This is a genomic window from Neobacillus sp. S1115 (genome assembly GCF_055385565.1).
The window spans coordinates 5860601-5875634 of record NZ_AP038275.1 but is presented as its reverse complement, the minus strand read 5'-3'; the positions used below and the strand labels follow the sequence as shown (position 1 = coordinate 5875634).

Here is a 15034-nt window from a genome sequence, read left to right as displayed (position 1 = left end):
GATAAGTTTTGAAGCAAAAAGAAAATATAGTGAAAAGCAAAACTCGATGGAGATTGGCTAGTCTCTTTTTCGTGGTCTTTGTACTTTTTTCCATCTTAATTCTCCGCTTGGGGTTTATTCAAATTTTAAAAGGAGAAGCCTTTGCGGCTCAAGTTGAGAAGACAGATGTGACGCCCGTCAGTTATTCTGTTCCGCGTGGAAAAATATATGATACGAATAATAGGTTAGTAGTTTACAATATTCCGGAAAAGGCGATTATCTTTACACCGCCGAAAAATCCGCAGCCAAGCGAACTGCTTGAACTGGCCATGAAGTTAAATACCTTCCTGGTCATGACTGATAAAGAGATTAATAAAGTGACCGATCGGGATTTGAAAGATATATGGCTGCTAGAACATAACAATGGAACGGATTTAATCACAAAGAAGGAGGAGAAATTATACAAACAGGAAAAGCTGAATGATAAGGATTTATATCATTTAAAATTGAACCGGATTACAGAAAGCGATCTCGATAAAATGGACAAAAACCTGGCGGCCATCTACCGGAAACTATCGTCCGCCACCGCGTTAACACCGACGATGGTCAAAAATGAGAATGTAACAGAGGAAGAATTTGCAAAGGTCAATGAAAATCTGAACAACCTGCCGGGTGTGGATGTCACGACCGATTGGAAGAGGGGCCGCACCTACGGGGAAACGTTTTGGAATATGCTAGGGGAAGTAACGAGTGCAGATGAAGGCCTTCCAGCAGAAAAGGTAGATTACTATACGGCTAAAGGGTACAAACTGAATGACCGCGTTGGAAAAAGCTATATTGAAGAGCTTTACGATAGTGTGCTGCAAGGCCAAAAGGAAATAGTAAAAACGGTGACCGATCAAAATGGAAATGTGGTAAGTACAGAGACTGTATCTGAAGGGAAGAGCGGCAAGGATCTTGTTCTGACCATAGATATGGAGTTCCAGGCCCAGGTGGAAAAAATCATGCAGGAAGAGTTGGTCAATGCCATCCAAAAGCCTCATACGGATACGCTTGACACTGCCTTTGTCGTGGCCATGGAACCGAAAACAGGCCGTATTGTTGCGATGTCAGGAAAAGTGTATGACAGGAAGTCCGGGGAGTTCACCGATTTTACACCGGGAACCTTCACTTATGCGTTTGAACAGGGGTCCGTTGTAAAAGGAGCGACCGTATTAACCGGATACCAAACGGGTGTCAGGGATTTCGGGGAAACGGAGCTGGATGAAGTCATGCGATTTAAGGGGTCGGGAACCTTCTCCTCTTACCAAGTCATGAACAGAATTAACGATTTAAAGGCATTAGAGCGTTCATCAAACGTGTATATGTGGAAAACTGCGATTGAAATGATGGGCGGCAAGTATGTCCCCAATGGCACATTAAATATCGATCCGAAAAAAATTGAAACGATCCGCTATTATTTTAATCAATTTGGTTTGGGCATCCCGACCGGCATTGGTTTTGATAATGAAACGGCGGGAATTAAAGGTACCAATCCAAGCACCTACTTTCAAATAGCCATCGGACAATTAGATACCTATACACCGCTGCAAATTGCCCAGTATATTACCACAATTGCCAATGGAGGATACCGGATGAAGCCCCAATTGGTAAAGGAGATTCGCGAACCCAATGTGGATGGCGATGAACCGGGCAGCTTGATTGATGAAATTAATCCAGTAGTGCTGAATCGGGTGGATATGAATGCGGAGATGCTTAAGCGGGTTCAACAGGGTTTTTGGCTGGTCACCCATGGTTCCCAAGGAACAGCGAGAGGATATTTTAAAGACGAACCGTACAATGCTGCGGGTAAAACCGGGACCTCGGAATCCTATAAAAATGGGGTGAAGACTTGGAATCTTTCTTTTGCTGGTTATGCCCCATTCGATGATCCTGAGATTGCCATTGCCGTTATTGTGCCAAATGCCTATCGCGATGGTTATGCTCAGCCTCATAGTGCAGCTAATATCATCAGCCAACGGGTTTTTCGGGCGTATTTTGCCCTTCATGAAAAAGGACAGCCAACTGCAAAATGATTGACATCTTTTTATTACAAACGTAGTATTTAGTGTGTAGTAAATACTACATATGTAGTATTATGTGTGTTGCCTACTATTATGCATGGAATCAAATTGTAGAAAGGAGGAAATTCTCCCCCAGCGTTTCGGGGCAATTTTTTAAGAGATAGGCTCTGTTATAGCATAATGTTGATTTCACTGTGTTTTAAAAATAAACGGAAAAATTCCGTTTAAATTGGGAAATACCTATATTTCCTTAAAAATAAGGGGAGTTTTTCCTCTTATATGATCGAAATCTTTGGATTTTGTCTTATTTAGAGCAGTTAATCGGAAATTCTCCGTCTATATCTGCTTCTTAATCTTCATCTATATACATTAGCCGGAAATTCTCCGCCTATGAATTCTCATACCTACAGGAAAATCAACAATGAATAATAACAGAGCCAAGAGATAAAAAAGTGAGATTGAATAGAATAAGCCGCTTATTCTAATTTCAGAACTTCTAATATTAATAGAAAGAGGTAAAGATTATGAGGAAAACAAATGATATTTTCAACATAAAAAGCTTTATAATTACCCTGCTTGTGCTAGTGGTTGCCATTGTTCCGCTAGCCGGCTGGTCGATGACTACCGATAACCCTTCTGACAAGACCGAAAAGGTAGTCAGGAAAACGCCAGCACCCCAGTTACACCGTGAGTTTGCAAAGCTTGAGGACAAATATGATGCCCGTCTTGGAGTCTACGCAATCGATACAGGTACAAATCGGAAGATCTCCTATCGGCCTCAAGAGCGGTTCGCTTTTGCATCTACTTACAAAGCTCTAGCCGCAGGTGCATTGCTACAGCAATACTCTATTGATCAGCTTGACGAGTTAGTTACATACAATAGCGAGGACATCGTTACGTATTCACCCGTCACAAGCCTTCACGTAGATACCGGGATGACTCTTCGTGAAGTTGCCGAGGCTGCTGTTCGCTATAGTGACAACACTGCAGGGAACCTTTTATTTAAGAAATTGGGAGGCCCTGAAGGGTTTGAAGCAGCATTGAGGCAGATTGGCGATCACGTAACCCAAGCTGATCGCTACGAGACGGATTTGAACTCAGCTGTTCCTGGAGACAGACGTGACACCAGCACGCCAAAAGCACTTGCTACCAGCCTCCGGGCTTTCGCAATCGGCGACGTGCTCCCCGCTGAAAAACGTACGCTCCTGACAGATTGGATGCGAGGAAATGCCACTGGAGATGCCTTGATCCGGGCTGGTGCACCAACCGGCTGGGAAGTCGCAGATAAGAGCGGGGCAGGAAGCTATGGAACGCGGAATGACATTGCGATTGTGTGGCCGCCGAATAGAGCTCCTATTGTGATCGCAGTTCTATCCAGCCGCGATACACAGAATGCCGCCTTTGACAATGCGCTGATCGCAGAAGCGGCAGAGGTTGCACTTAATGCCTTTAAGTGAGCTAATAAGTAAATTTACTCATCACAATTCTCAGGGTGCATCAGAGAAAGTTAAAATTATAAAGGATAACCCTATTGAGGGTATTACCAAGGGGAATTTGGACAATTTTAGCAGTCTATGATGACAGCCATCTCGAAGTAGAAATTTGTAATCGTGATGGAACAACGTTATTCTTAGGTGCATTATCGCGAGATTTTCTTGAAGTTGTTGTTTAATGGAATGCTTTAATAGAATAATAAAGGATAAGTTTAAAGAGCCGGGGATTTTCAAGTTTTTTGGAAATACTTCCGTATAAAAAGCCAACTGCCCAATAGAAAAGGTAGTTGGCTCTAGTCATTCTGGGATTACAGAGCGTTAAAGACTTTCACCCCTTCATTCGCTCAGGCAGGCTCTGAATCGACTGGACGACTAAATCAAGCTTTGATTCTATTCGATAGAGCAGATAGAGGGTCACAACGATAGGGAAGCCCACCTCTTTGATAAATGAGATGATTTGTTCCACAGCAAATTCTCTCCTTTCCGATTATATTTTAAAAGTGGCCGGTTTCGCTAAAGAATCCGGCCACTCCCTTAAACTTATTGATTTTGAATAGATTCCTCATACAATTAAACAATTTCATATTCCACTACATTACGGTCGATCACTCGTGCGCCTTTTGAGGCAACATATCTGCCGCTGGCCGATGTAAACACATCCGCAGCAATGATCTGTTCCATCGCTTGTTTGACAGCGGCCTCATCAACCGGCTCCTTCGGATTGTCCACCGCAATGCGGGCAGTCTTGCCAAACTCCGTACCAAACATTAACTCCAACGTCTTTGCCATTTATATTCACCTCCTTTCTTTGAGGCATGGGGACGGTTCTTTTGCTTCACTTTTTACTGATTACCTCCTTGTTAGATTTGCGCTTCTTTACCTAAGGTTTGAGGCACTAGAACCGTCCCTCTGCTTCATTCTTTACGCGGTCAGTTCAGTGCTGTCGCTGCGCTCGGTTTTGTTTAGCGGGTAGTTGCATAGTGCAGAAATGGCTTGTGCAACCTGGAATAACTGGTCAGCAGTTGATTCCTTTTTGATATTGCTAAACGTTTTGGTCTTTTCAATTGGGTTCCCTTGTTCGTCAAGATCTACCTGGAATGCCAAGCGAAGCTTTGAACCTTCTAACAATGCTTGTGCCATTGTCGTTCACCTCCTTTCACCCTTTATTTAGTGTTTTGGAGGCGAAAAGGACAGGGGAGGGAAAACTTTTTATAGAATATTGCCTTTCATGCCCCCTAAACAGCCAAAACCAGGCGGTAAGCCTGGTCTAGGTAACATTTTTATGAGCTTTTTTGGGGTGTGATTTCCAGTTATTTGGATATACTTTCCGGGTTTGTGTGGTTACTTTCCAATTTGATGCTTTTACTTTCACTTTTTGAGCAAATACTTTCGGCTATTTCAATTTTACTTTCCAAAATTCCACATTTACTTTCCAAACAGGAGCAGGGTGAAGCATGGGGAGGTTCTTGTGCCTCACTCACTCTTCGCTAATGCAAGAGAACCGTCCCCATGCATCCCCATGCATCATCATATTAACGACTAGGTGCGTTGACTAACTTTTGGTATTCCAACTTAATTTTTTAAAAAGGTGCCTGACCATTAGTGCATATTACCAATGTCATTACTTGAATTTTGTCGAAGATTGATAGAGTTTTATGTATGGAGAAATGACTTATGTGCATTTGAACTTCAACGTGCAGCTAGATTAAATAATTTTTGTGTTAATGATAGAGATTTCCTTGATTTTTTTGGAACATAAAGAGAGGCTAATACTCTGAAGGCAAAAAGAAAAACTCGCCAATCTGGCGAGTTTAACCTTTTGTAGAATGTTTTTGTAAAAGTTTTTAAACAAAGCAACAATAATATTTCTAGTTAGAATTGCTTAACACCAATTGTGATTTTAATTCGCTTTGTACCCTTTGTTTCTCTTCTGGGGCGACTATTCCGTAATAAATTTTGTTAATCTTTGTGCCTGTTTCCTTTATCTCCATTTGTTCAATACTGTTTCCGGCTGTTTTATCATTTTTTTGAATATCTACCATTTGGTCAAATGTTATGTTTGTTTTGACATTTTTACCAACGGTGGAAAAGATATCAGAGAAGTTTGTTAAGGTAGAAAGGCTGGCACCTTCTTTTATGACTGCTTGAATGATTTGACGCTGCTTCTCTTGTCGTCCAAAGTCCCCTCTAGGGTCCTCGTGCCTCATCCTCGAATAACTTAACGCTTCATCCCCAGTTAGAGTGATCTTTCCTTTTGCGAAATGGTATTGGCCGACAGTAAAGTCCAGGTCATTCTGAACCGTCCCCAACGACCTTTGTCACCTTGTCGTTCATCCACACCCAGCATTAAGACAGTAAATGGATCCTTCTTTACTTCAACTCGCTCTTGTCGTTTATCTGATTGTTTTCGTTCGATTGGCTGGTGCATGCGGGAAAATTACCAATCAACCATTCTTATTTCTATAATTTCACAGAATTTTGTCGAAAATAGTAGTAATATATTATTAAAAACTAGAAAAATTTGATTTAGGTTAATTCCGGGATAATAGGAAGAAATTCATATGGAGGATCATAACAATGCGGAATCTACTAAAAGGTAAAAAGGCTTTATTAAGTCTCGGTGGTTTAATTCTTGTTATTTTAATTGTTTTTTTAAGCATTGGAGGTAATGATACGCCTTCTGGTGCTGTTAGTGATTTTATTGATGCCTACAATGATAACCAAAATGGTGAAGAAGAATATTGGGTATCCGAAGGGAACAAAGATTTTAATGAGTTTAATACAAGATTAGGCCCTATATATGAACGGGCATCTAACTTTCCGCTAGATTTTCGGTACCTTAGTGATGCAAATTTGGAAGGATATGAAATAACTAAGGAGGAAAACTTTGACGATTTATTAGCTGATTTTTACGATGAAATTGATATGGGAGATTTAAGCGAAGAAGATTTAAAAAAAGCAGGTCTATTGGATAAAAAACTTAAAGAGAATGTTGCACGTGTCTCTGTTACCTTGGAATTGAAAGATGGTTCAAAACAAGATACTCATTTCTACACGATAAAGGAAGATAACGGGTGGAAGGTATTTGCATTTATGCAAACTAAATAGTTTTTTGTCTATGGGGTCTCTCCTAATTGGCTAAAGTATAAAGCTTAATAATTGTGTGTTATGCCACTCCGAAGCCACCCGAACTTTTTGTAGATGACCTGGCTTTAAAATAATTGAAAGAAGTAATAGAAAGAAGTGCTAGCAGCACTTCTTTTGTTTTTTCCAAGAAGATATCCCACCTAGGATATACTTTTTTGGGGACTTACCTAACTCCGCCGCCCCAAAGTTCCCTGCCGCCAGTATGGCCAGTGTTTTGATGGACGTCTTCATCGACGGAGTTGAAGGACGCCTGGTTCTTCATTGTGGTGCCAGGTGAACCCCTCAGGAGTGTTCCCTTGTCCTAGCTGTGCGATATCATGTTGGTCTAGTCCTATTTGTTGGGCTAGAGCTGAATCGGATTGGATTGCCTCATATAATTCATGATTCGCGAAGGAGAAATGGACATTGTCTGATTGAAGGTAAAGCTCTTCCGGCAACTGAACTTCAACGTCACTTTCAAATACAGGGAAGGTACCTGTCACGTATTCACCACTTGGTAATTCTACGGTTTTCTCGATAAAGGGTACTCCTGTTTCGGGATGAAGCTCTCCATTTAAATGGTCGTTTCTTGTATCGAGGTCTTCTGCATCAACAATATCGGCCCCATCAATAAGATCCATTAAACCTACCGCTAACATGGAAATAGCCGCTACTTTTCCGATGTTTTTAACACCCTGAAAGGCTTTTTCCTTATCGCCTTTTTTTAAGCCTTCAAACGTGGTGCCTGCGCTTTTTGTTGTGTAGGTGATGGTGCTGCCGATCCCTTTAAGCGTTCTGCCGCCAGAGTCTTTCAAATCGCTGAAGCCCTCTTTCTTTGCCTGGTCGTCTTTCTTGATGACTCCGTATGTGCCTTTTACGGCCCCATCGATGAACTGACCGGCATTATCTAAAGCAGTCGTTGATGCCAGCTTAATCCCATCTCCGACTTCCTCTACCTGTTGATATGGATTTTTCTCAAATGTTTAGCAAGATTCGACAGTTCTCTGCTGCAAAAATATATATAAATCCAGTTGTAGAAAAGGGGTAGGCCGATTCTAATCAATCGTTTGGTTAAATGACAAAATTTTTGGCGAAAAAGGGAGGAAAACTCGATTAAATCAATAGATTTTTAGTTTTCAACCAAACGTTTAATTGGAAAATCAATAGTAGATTTTGATGAAAATTTGCGGATTTCTGAATGTGTGTTAGACCTTCAAGAAATGGAGCATCATAATCTGGCAATATTCATCAAAATTTTTAGGAGAATAAGACTAGGAATGTTGATGTATCAACATTTAATCCCATTTACATAAACGTTTGACTGAACGACAACCATTTTCGTAATAGTGGAGGAAAAAGTCAGCCAGTGGCAAGGCTTTGAATCGGTTTACATAAACGTTTGTTTAGATTGCACTGGGACAACAATTTGTTGAAATACCACGAACAATTTGTGGTGCATGGGGACGGCTCGAGGCCACTGAAAAAGGTGGATTAAAGACATTTTCGTCCTAAATCGAGGTAGTTTTGTTTTTAATAAGCCGGATTAAAGACATTATCACCTTCAGTCGAGGCGGTTTTATCTTTAATAAGCCAATGTTTGGCGTGTTTTTTTAGTAATCTCGGACGGTTCTTATGCTTCATTTTTTTGTCTGTAATTCGGACGTGCATAGTTGTAAAACGGAAATTGTAGTAATTTTATATATATTATAAAAATTTAAATCATGTTAAAATTGCGAATATAAAATTAGTATCACATTGATACTATACTAGTTGACGGTAGGGGTGAAAGAATGGATTTAATGAATATTCAGCCTGTTGTCCAAAGTATTGCAGATGCGATAGCGGCTGTTTTAAAGATTGAGGTTGAAATTGCCAATCATCATTTTATTAGAGTTGCAGGTACAGGGGAGCAAAGGGTAAGTGTCCTTCACAAAATGGAAGGAGATCTTGTCTATAAATCTGCCATTCGTACCGGGCAGCCAGTCATTATCACAAATCCTGGGTATGCAGAGGTTTGTCAGAGATGCCAATTTTTCCAAAATTGCTCAGAGACCGGGGAGATTTGCACGCCAATTACATATGATAACCGGGCGATCGGTGTGATTGGGCTATTGGCATTTAACGAAGAGCAGCGCCAGCGCTTGTTTGAGAACACGGATGGCATATTGACCTTTTTAAGGAAAATGGCAGACCTTTTATCAAGTAAATTGCATTTATACCATCTGAATCAACAGCTTACAAGCAACTCAGAAAAAATGGAAAAATTGATGGATCTTGTCCATGTAGGAATGATTCTGATTGACGAAAAAGGAAAGCTGAATGAAATGAACCTAAAAGCTGAAATGCTATTGGGAGCAGAAAACAAGGCCGTTCCTCTCCATGTACAAAACTTAATTCGTGATTTTGCTTGGGAGTCAGGGGTGTTGAGTCGAACCGTTACGCTTGTAACCAGCAGGGGAGAGAAATCTTTGCTTTTGACCAAACAAAAACTATCTTCGCCAGCATCGTATCAGACGGAGTATTTGATTAGTATTCAGGATGTCAAAGAGATACGAAATCTTGCAGAAATGGCAGCGGAGGACCAAAAGAAACCGTTTGACCAAATTATTGGTGTCAGCACACAAATCGCAGAGGTAAAAAAATACGCCTTTAAGGTATCCCAATCTGACTCCACCGTCTTAATTCAAGGGGAAAGCGGTACGGGGAAGGAGGAATTCGCCAGAGCCATTCACCATGCGAGTATGAGAAAGGAGAATGCCTTTATTACTGTCAATTGTGGTGCTATTCCCGAGCACTTATTAGAGAGTGAGTTGTTTGGCTATGATCGAGGAGCGTTTACTGGTGCCAATCAAAAAGGGAAGCCGGGTAAATTTGAATTAGCCCATCAAGGGACGATTTTTTTAGATGAAATAGGGGAGATGCCTCCGCTGTTACAAGTGAAGCTGTTGCGTGTTCTCCAGCAGAAGGAAATAGAACGTCTTGGCAGTACCCATACTATCTCAGTTGATGTACGGGTGATCGCGGCAACGAACAAAGACTTGCAGGAAATGGTGAACAATGGGCTGTTTAGGGAGGATTTGTATTTCCGGCTTAATGTCATTCCTATCGTGATTCCGCCGCTTAGAAGCAGGAAGGAGGACATCATTGCTCTGAGTGACCACTTTATTACCTTGTTCAATGAACAATTTCATGCGAATGTATTAGGGTTTGGAAAGAACGTCATAAGTGCCATGTTAAATTATCCATGGAAGGGTAATGTTCGAGAACTGAAAAATTTTATTGAATACCTATTTAATTTTATTTCCAATGGGTGGATTACCATGGAGGCGGCAGGTGAATTAATTCAACGAAAGCTTGAAATGGAAAAACAGAAGATTCCGCTTACCTCTACATCTTTCTCCTTAGTTGAAATGGAAAAGGATTTGATTAAAAAAGCCCTTCAATACGTTCACAATCATCAGCTTAACGTAGAGGATGCAAGCCAATTATTAGGAATTGGACGAGCTACGCTGTTTCGAAAAATAAAAAAGTATCAAATTGATATTTGATATCAAAATGAGACTTTTTTGTTTTACTAGGAAGTTTGGTCTGAATTTTTTACTTCGAGTATCATTATGGTACTTTTTTTAGATTTTCATTTTTATTAAAGCGCTTACTTAAGGGGTTTTCATTTTGGCACGCGACTTGCAATGTATAAGGATAGAAAAACTCTAAAGGAGGAGCAAATATATGCTGCAACAAGTTCAAACAAATAAAGCACCAGCAGCGGTAGGCCCCTATTCTCAAGCAATCATTGCCAATGGTTTTGTTTTTCTATCAGGCATGCTGCCGCTAGATTGTGAAACTGGGAATATAGTAGGGGATTCCACAGCTGAACAGACAGAGCAAATCTTGAAAAATATTTCAGGATTGCTGTCAGAGTTAAATCTGGGTTTAGAGGATATTGTGAAAGCGACGATCTTCCTTGATTCTATTGATTCATTTCAAAGTGTAAATGAAGTGTATGGATCATATTTTTCAGAACATAAGCCTGCAAGAAGCTGTTTCGAGGTTTCTGCCATCCCTAAAGGAGCAAAGGTGGAAATCGAAGTCATTGCAGTAACAAAATAGAAAAGGAGGGGTTGTTCGTGCAGAGTACCATGAGAAAGGATATAAAATGGGTTTCCAATGCATTTTATGATCCTGTCTATAACGACGATGAATTATCATTTTTTCAAGATAAAGAGGTTGAAAAGATTCACCAGTTTCAAAAATCCCATGAATCCTATACAGAAACACCCTTGCATTCATTAAAAAATTTAGCAGGCTACCTAAATATTTCCGAAATCCTAGTGAAGGATGAATCGTACCGTTTTGGCCTTAATGCCTTTAAGGTAATGGGCGGTATTTATGCGGTGGCAAAGTACTTGGCCAATCAACTTGGCGAAAACATTGAGAACCTTTCATTTAAAGAACTGCAGTCCCCTCGGGTAAAAGAAAAGCTTGGGGAAGTCACCTTTATTTCTGCGACGGACGGGAACCATGGCCGCGGGGTTGCCTGGGCGGCAAGAGAGCTGGGGCATAAATCGATCATTTATATGCCAAAGGGTTCTTCCTTGATTCGTCTGAATGCGATTCGGAACGAAGGAGCAGAGGCGGATATTACAGAGTTAAATTATGACGATGCTGTTCGAATGTGTGCTAACCTTGCAAATAAAAATGGCTGGGTGATGGTTCAAGATACCGCTTGGGAAGGTTATGATGAAATTCCGCTTTGGATCATGCAGGGATATGCATCGATGGCTAAAGAAGTGGTTGATCAAATGGGCAGCGCCGGAGGAGAACCACCTACACATATTTTCTTGCAGGCCGGAGTTGGATCTTTTGCCGCTGGAATCGCTGCTTATATGGTTCAGCATTATCGAGATAATCCGCCGGTGATTATCGTAGTGGAACCGGAAAAAGCTGATTGTTACTACAGGTCCTTTGCGAATAAAGAAGGGAAGCGCGAGGTTGTCGGCGGGGATATGGACACCATCATGGCCGGCCTAGCTTGCGGGGAACCGAATACAAGGGCGTTTCGGATATTGGGTCAATACGCCAAGGCTGCCTTCTCGTGTAACGATAATATTTCCGCGTTGGGGATGCGGCTTTACGGGAATCCGCTGAAGGATGACCCTCGGGTTATTTCTGGTGAATCAGGCGCGGTGACTCTCGGGCTTGTCTACTATTTACGGAAACTGGAAGCAGACCAATCTGTAAATGATGAGATATTACTAGACTCAAATTCAAGAATCTTGCTGATTAGCACAGAAGGGGATACTGACCCGGACCATTATAAAAAGGTTGTTTGGGAAGGACGCTGTCCGATTTAAAATGGGACTCGGGCTAAGGTTTTTAGAGCGGATATCTTCAATGTTTTTGGATGACGCGGTGAAGTGCCTAGCCTAAGAGTCGATCTGGAAAAGGAAGACATTTTTTCTATAGGGGGAGTACAAGGTGTTATCAGAAAATCGGAAAGAAAGCGTCATTAAGCTTTGTCAATCATTAGTGAGATTAAAAAGTTATTCCGGCCAAGAGGATTTGGTGGCAAAAGAGATTAAGGCATATGCTGAACAGCATGGCTTTGATGAATGCATTGTGGATGAGTACGGGAATGTCATGCTCGTTATGAACGGGAACATGGAGGGACCTACCGTCCTTTTAGATGGCCATATTGATACGGTGCCTGTAAATACTGAGCAGTGGACCGTCGACCCTTTTTCAGGCGAAATAAGAGATGGAAAAATTTACGGCAGAGGAACCTCCGATATGAAGGGGGCTGTCAGTGCCATGATTGCTGCTGCAATCAATTTTGCTGAAGATACAAAGAAAGCTTTTCCTGGTAAGGTCGTTGTTTCATGCAGCGTCCATGAGGAGTGCTTTGAGGGAGTAGCAACAAGACGGGTTAGTGAAATTGTAAACCCAGATTATGTAGTTATTGGAGAGGCTACGAATTTAAAACTAAATCGGGGACAAAGGGGCCGTGCGGAAATCGTCGTCGAAACCGTTGGAAAGCCTGCCCATTCCTCTAATCCGGAAAAAGGAATTAATGCGGTCTATCATATGATGAAGCTCCTTACTGAGATTCGGAACCTGCCAGTGAATGAACATGAGGTATTAGGAAAGGGAATACTTGAATTAACGGATATCAAATCCTCTCCTTATCCTGGGGCATCTGTTGTTCCATCCTTATGTACAGTGACATTTGACCGCCGGTTGCTAGTGGGGGAAACAAAGGAATCTGTTTTGGCGCCAATCCAGGACCTCATTGATAAACTTCAGTTGGTGGATCCGAAGTTTAAAGCAAGCGTAAGGTACGCTTTCGGCGAGGAACGCTGTTATACAGGGGCTTTAATTAGTGATGAGCGATTTTTCCCGGGATGGTTATATGATGATGTCGAAGAGTTTGTCCAGCTTCCATTAAAAGAATTAGAAGCGATTGGACTCACACCTGAGCTGTCTCATTATTCCTTCTGTACAAATGGAAGTCACTTTGCAGGTGAAGCAAATATTCCAACAATCGGCTTTGGTCCGTCTTTAGAATCTCAGGCCCACGTTGATGATGAATATATCGAGATTGAGCAATTGGTAAAAGCTACAGCAGGCTACTCGGCTATTATGAGAGCGTTAACAGTCATTCATACCAAGGAAAAGGAGACTGCAAAACATGTATGATTTAATCATCCGCAATGGGAAAATTATTGATGGAACAGGTTCGCCATGGTACTACGGGGACTTGGCGATTGAGAACGGAAAAATCGCCAAGATTGGAAAATTGACCAATTGCCAGGCTAAGGAAGAAATTGATGCGAAAAATCAAGTTGTAAGTCCTGGATTTATTGATATGCATACCCATTCCGATCTTGTTATTCTTGATGAGCCTTTGATTGAGGCAAAGGTTCGCCAGGGAATTACAACCGACTTGCTGGGGCAGGACGGAATTGCCGCAGCCCCGCTGCCGAAGGAATATGTTTCGCCATGGAGAAAAAATTTGGCTGGATTAGATGGCAACCCGCCAATTGAATGGGACTGGACAACAGTTTCTGAATATTTAGATAAGATTGAGAAGAACAATCCAAGCTACAATTTGGCGGTGCTTGCCCCGCACGGGAATATCCGGATGGAGGTTATGGGACTGGACAACCGTCCAGCTACAGATGACGAGATTAAACAAATGCAAGATGTTCTCCGCCGTTCATTAGATGAAGGAGCAGTTGGCTTATCGACCGGATTAATTTATCCGCCATGCTGTTTTGCTGAAATGAAAGAATTAGAGGCATTATGCCAAGTAATTGCGGAGTACGGGGTGCCGCTTGTCATCCATCAGAGAAGTGAAGGGGACGAAATTCTAGAATCCATGCAGGAATTGATTGACATGATGAAGCGGTGCGGAGCTCACCTTCATTTTTCACACTTAAAGAATTGCGGCAAGGATAACTGGCATAAGACACCGGATGTATTAAAAAGGATTGACCAAGCTCGGGATGAAGGGTTAGAAGTAACCTTTGACCAATACCCGTACACTGCTGGAAGTACGATGCTGAGTGCCATTCTGCCGCCTTGGGTCCATGCTGGCGGCACTGATCAACTGCTCGAACGCCTTGCTGATGAAGGGCTTCGTAAGAAAATGATCCAGGAGATGGCAACAGGCTTTAAGGGCTGGGATAGCATGTCGAAGTGGGCCGGTTGGGATGGAATTATTGTTACATCCGTAGAATCTGCTGAGAAACAGTATTGTGTAGGTAAGACGATTGAACAAATTGCTGAATTAGATGGACGGGAAAATTGTGCCGAAGTAGCTCTGGATTTGATTCTCCATGAGAAAAATGGCGTTGGAATGATCGATTTTGTCATGAATGAGGAATCCGTTAAGGCGATCCTTGCACACCCGGCTGGGACGATTGGAAGTGACGGCTTATTAGGCGGTGAACCACATCCTCGTGCCTACGGCTCGTTTCCTAGGATTCTTGGAAAATATGTAAGGGAAGAAAAGGTTCTCCCGTTAGAAGATATGATTCGCCGTATGACATCTCAGCCTGCGAGAATCATAGGTTTGCAGGACCGCGGGATCTTACGGGAGGGATTGGCCGCTGATATTGTCATCTTTAACCCAGACGAAATTATCGACCAAGCCACATTTGAAAAACCGCGCCAGTTCAATCTTGGAATTGATACAGTCATCGTCAACGGTGAGGTTGTCATTCAAGGTGAGCAGGCTTATCGGAAACCTGTGGGAAAGGTGATTCGCCGTCATTATCCAGGGGTTCAAGGAGTTAATGAAAAAGAGTTATTGTCCCGTTAAGAACAGAGCTGAAATGTAGATTATCATGCAAGCTATTTCTAAGGAGGATT

14 protein-coding genes are annotated in these 15034 nt (G+C 41.9%); 9 read left to right on the top strand and 5 right to left on the bottom strand.

The window, feature by feature from the left end:
• Positions 1-8: 8 nt before the first annotated feature.
• The 3 genes from ACZ5B7_RS28615 to ACZ5B7_RS28605 all read left to right on the top strand — a co-directional run bounded on the left by ACZ5B7_RS28615 (position 9) and on the right by ACZ5B7_RS28605 (position 3714).
• A complete protein-coding gene (locus tag ACZ5B7_RS28615) occupies positions 9-2054 on the top strand; it encodes a peptidoglycan D,D-transpeptidase FtsI family protein (protein WP_464491951.1) in 2046 nt (681 codons plus the stop codon).
• 512 nt (positions 2055-2566) lie between these two features.
• Positions 2567-3499 (top strand): class A beta-lactamase, encoded by a 933-nt coding sequence (gene bla / locus ACZ5B7_RS28610; RefSeq protein WP_464491950.1) that lies wholly within the window; start codon positions 2567-2569, stop codon positions 3497-3499.
• Positions 3500-3573: 74 nt separating this feature from the next.
• On the top strand, positions 3574-3714 hold the full coding sequence (locus ACZ5B7_RS28605) for a hypothetical protein (protein WP_464491949.1): 141 nt from the start codon (positions 3574-3576) through the stop codon (positions 3712-3714).
• A gap of 149 nt (positions 3715-3863) precedes the next feature.
• Here the strand turns inward: ACZ5B7_RS28605 and ACZ5B7_RS28600 are convergent, their stop codons facing one another.
• From ACZ5B7_RS28600 to ACZ5B7_RS28585, 4 genes are all read right to left on the bottom strand, one after another.
• On the bottom strand, positions 3864-4001 hold the full coding sequence (locus ACZ5B7_RS28600) for a YvrJ family protein (protein ID WP_464491948.1): 138 nt from the start codon (positions 3999-4001) through the stop codon (positions 3864-3866).
• A 104-nt stretch (positions 4002-4105) separates the two neighbouring features.
• Positions 4106-4324 carry a DUF2922 domain-containing protein gene (locus tag ACZ5B7_RS28595; RefSeq protein WP_378585596.1) on the bottom strand — a complete coding sequence of 73 codons (219 nt, stop codon included), beginning with the start codon at positions 4322-4324 and terminating at the stop codon, positions 4106-4108.
• A 132-nt stretch (positions 4325-4456) separates the two neighbouring features.
• The gene (locus tag ACZ5B7_RS28590; protein ID WP_464491947.1) at positions 4457-4675 is read right to left on the bottom strand and encodes a DUF1659 domain-containing protein; all 219 of its coding nucleotides are present in this window, start codon (positions 4673-4675) and stop codon (positions 4457-4459) included.
• A 728-nt stretch (positions 4676-5403) separates the two neighbouring features.
• The gene (locus tag ACZ5B7_RS28585) at positions 5404-5844 is read right to left on the bottom strand and encodes an LCP family glycopolymer transferase (protein WP_464491946.1); all 441 of its coding nucleotides are present in this window, start codon (positions 5842-5844) and stop codon (positions 5404-5406) included.
• Positions 5845-6112: 268 nt separating this feature from the next.
• Here ACZ5B7_RS28585 and ACZ5B7_RS28580 point away from each other — a divergent pair, with 268 nt between their 5' ends.
• On the top strand, positions 6113-6643 hold the full coding sequence (locus ACZ5B7_RS28580) for a hypothetical protein (protein ID WP_464491945.1): 531 nt from the start codon (positions 6113-6115) through the stop codon (positions 6641-6643).
• Positions 6644-6909: 266 nt separating this feature from the next.
• On the opposite strand, the gene ACZ5B7_RS28575 is transcribed toward ACZ5B7_RS28580, so the two are convergent.
• Positions 6910-7476, bottom strand: a complete 567-nt coding sequence (locus ACZ5B7_RS28575) for an HNH endonuclease (RefSeq protein WP_464491944.1) — start codon at positions 7474-7476, stop codon at positions 6910-6912.
• 975 nt (positions 7477-8451) lie between these two features.
• On the opposite strand from ACZ5B7_RS28575, the gene ACZ5B7_RS28570 reads away from it, so the two are divergent.
• From ACZ5B7_RS28570 to ACZ5B7_RS28550, 5 genes are all read left to right on the top strand, one after another.
• Positions 8452-10209, top strand: a complete 1758-nt coding sequence (locus ACZ5B7_RS28570) for a sigma 54-interacting transcriptional regulator (RefSeq protein WP_464491943.1) — start codon at positions 8452-8454, stop codon at positions 10207-10209.
• A gap of 184 nt (positions 10210-10393) precedes the next feature.
• A complete protein-coding gene (locus ACZ5B7_RS28565; protein WP_464494588.1) occupies positions 10394-10771 on the top strand; it encodes a RidA family protein in 378 nt (125 codons plus the stop codon).
• Positions 10772-10788: 17 nt separating this feature from the next.
• Positions 10789-12015 carry a diaminopropionate ammonia-lyase gene (gene dpaL / locus ACZ5B7_RS28560; RefSeq protein WP_464491942.1) on the top strand — a complete coding sequence of 409 codons (1227 nt, stop codon included), beginning with the start codon at positions 10789-10791 and terminating at the stop codon, positions 12013-12015.
• Positions 12016-12139: 124 nt separating this feature from the next.
• Positions 12140-13357, top strand: coding sequence for a YgeY family selenium metabolism-linked hydrolase (locus ACZ5B7_RS28555; RefSeq protein ID WP_464491941.1), 1218 nt, complete (start codon positions 12140-12142; stop codon positions 13355-13357).
• Positions 13350-14984: an N-acyl-D-amino-acid deacylase family protein gene (locus ACZ5B7_RS28550; RefSeq protein WP_464491940.1), complete on the top strand. Its 1635-nt coding sequence runs from the start codon at positions 13350-13352 to the stop codon at positions 14982-14984. The genes ACZ5B7_RS28555 and ACZ5B7_RS28550 overlap by 8 nt, the downstream gene beginning before the upstream one ends.
• Positions 14985-15034 lie beyond the last annotated feature (50 nt).

Coding starts and splice junctions, on each gene's coding strand:
- bla (WP_464491950.1), top strand. CDS start 2,567: ATGAGGAAAACAAATGATATTTTCAACATAAAAAGCTTTATAATTACC.
- ACZ5B7_RS28595 (WP_378585596.1), bottom strand. CDS start 4,324: ATGGCAAAGACGTTGGAGTTAATGTTTGGTACGGAGTTTGGCAAGACT.
- ACZ5B7_RS28590 (WP_464491947.1), bottom strand. CDS start 4,675: ATGGCACAAGCATTGTTAGAAGGTTCAAAGCTTCGCTTGGCATTCCAG.
- ACZ5B7_RS28580 (WP_464491945.1), top strand. CDS start 6,113: ATGCGGAATCTACTAAAAGGTAAAAAGGCTTTATTAAGTCTCGGTGGT.
- ACZ5B7_RS28570 (WP_464491943.1), top strand. CDS start 8,452: ATGGATTTAATGAATATTCAGCCTGTTGTCCAAAGTATTGCAGATGCG.
- ACZ5B7_RS28550 (WP_464491940.1), top strand. CDS start 13,350: ATGTATGATTTAATCATCCGCAATGGGAAAATTATTGATGGAACAGGT.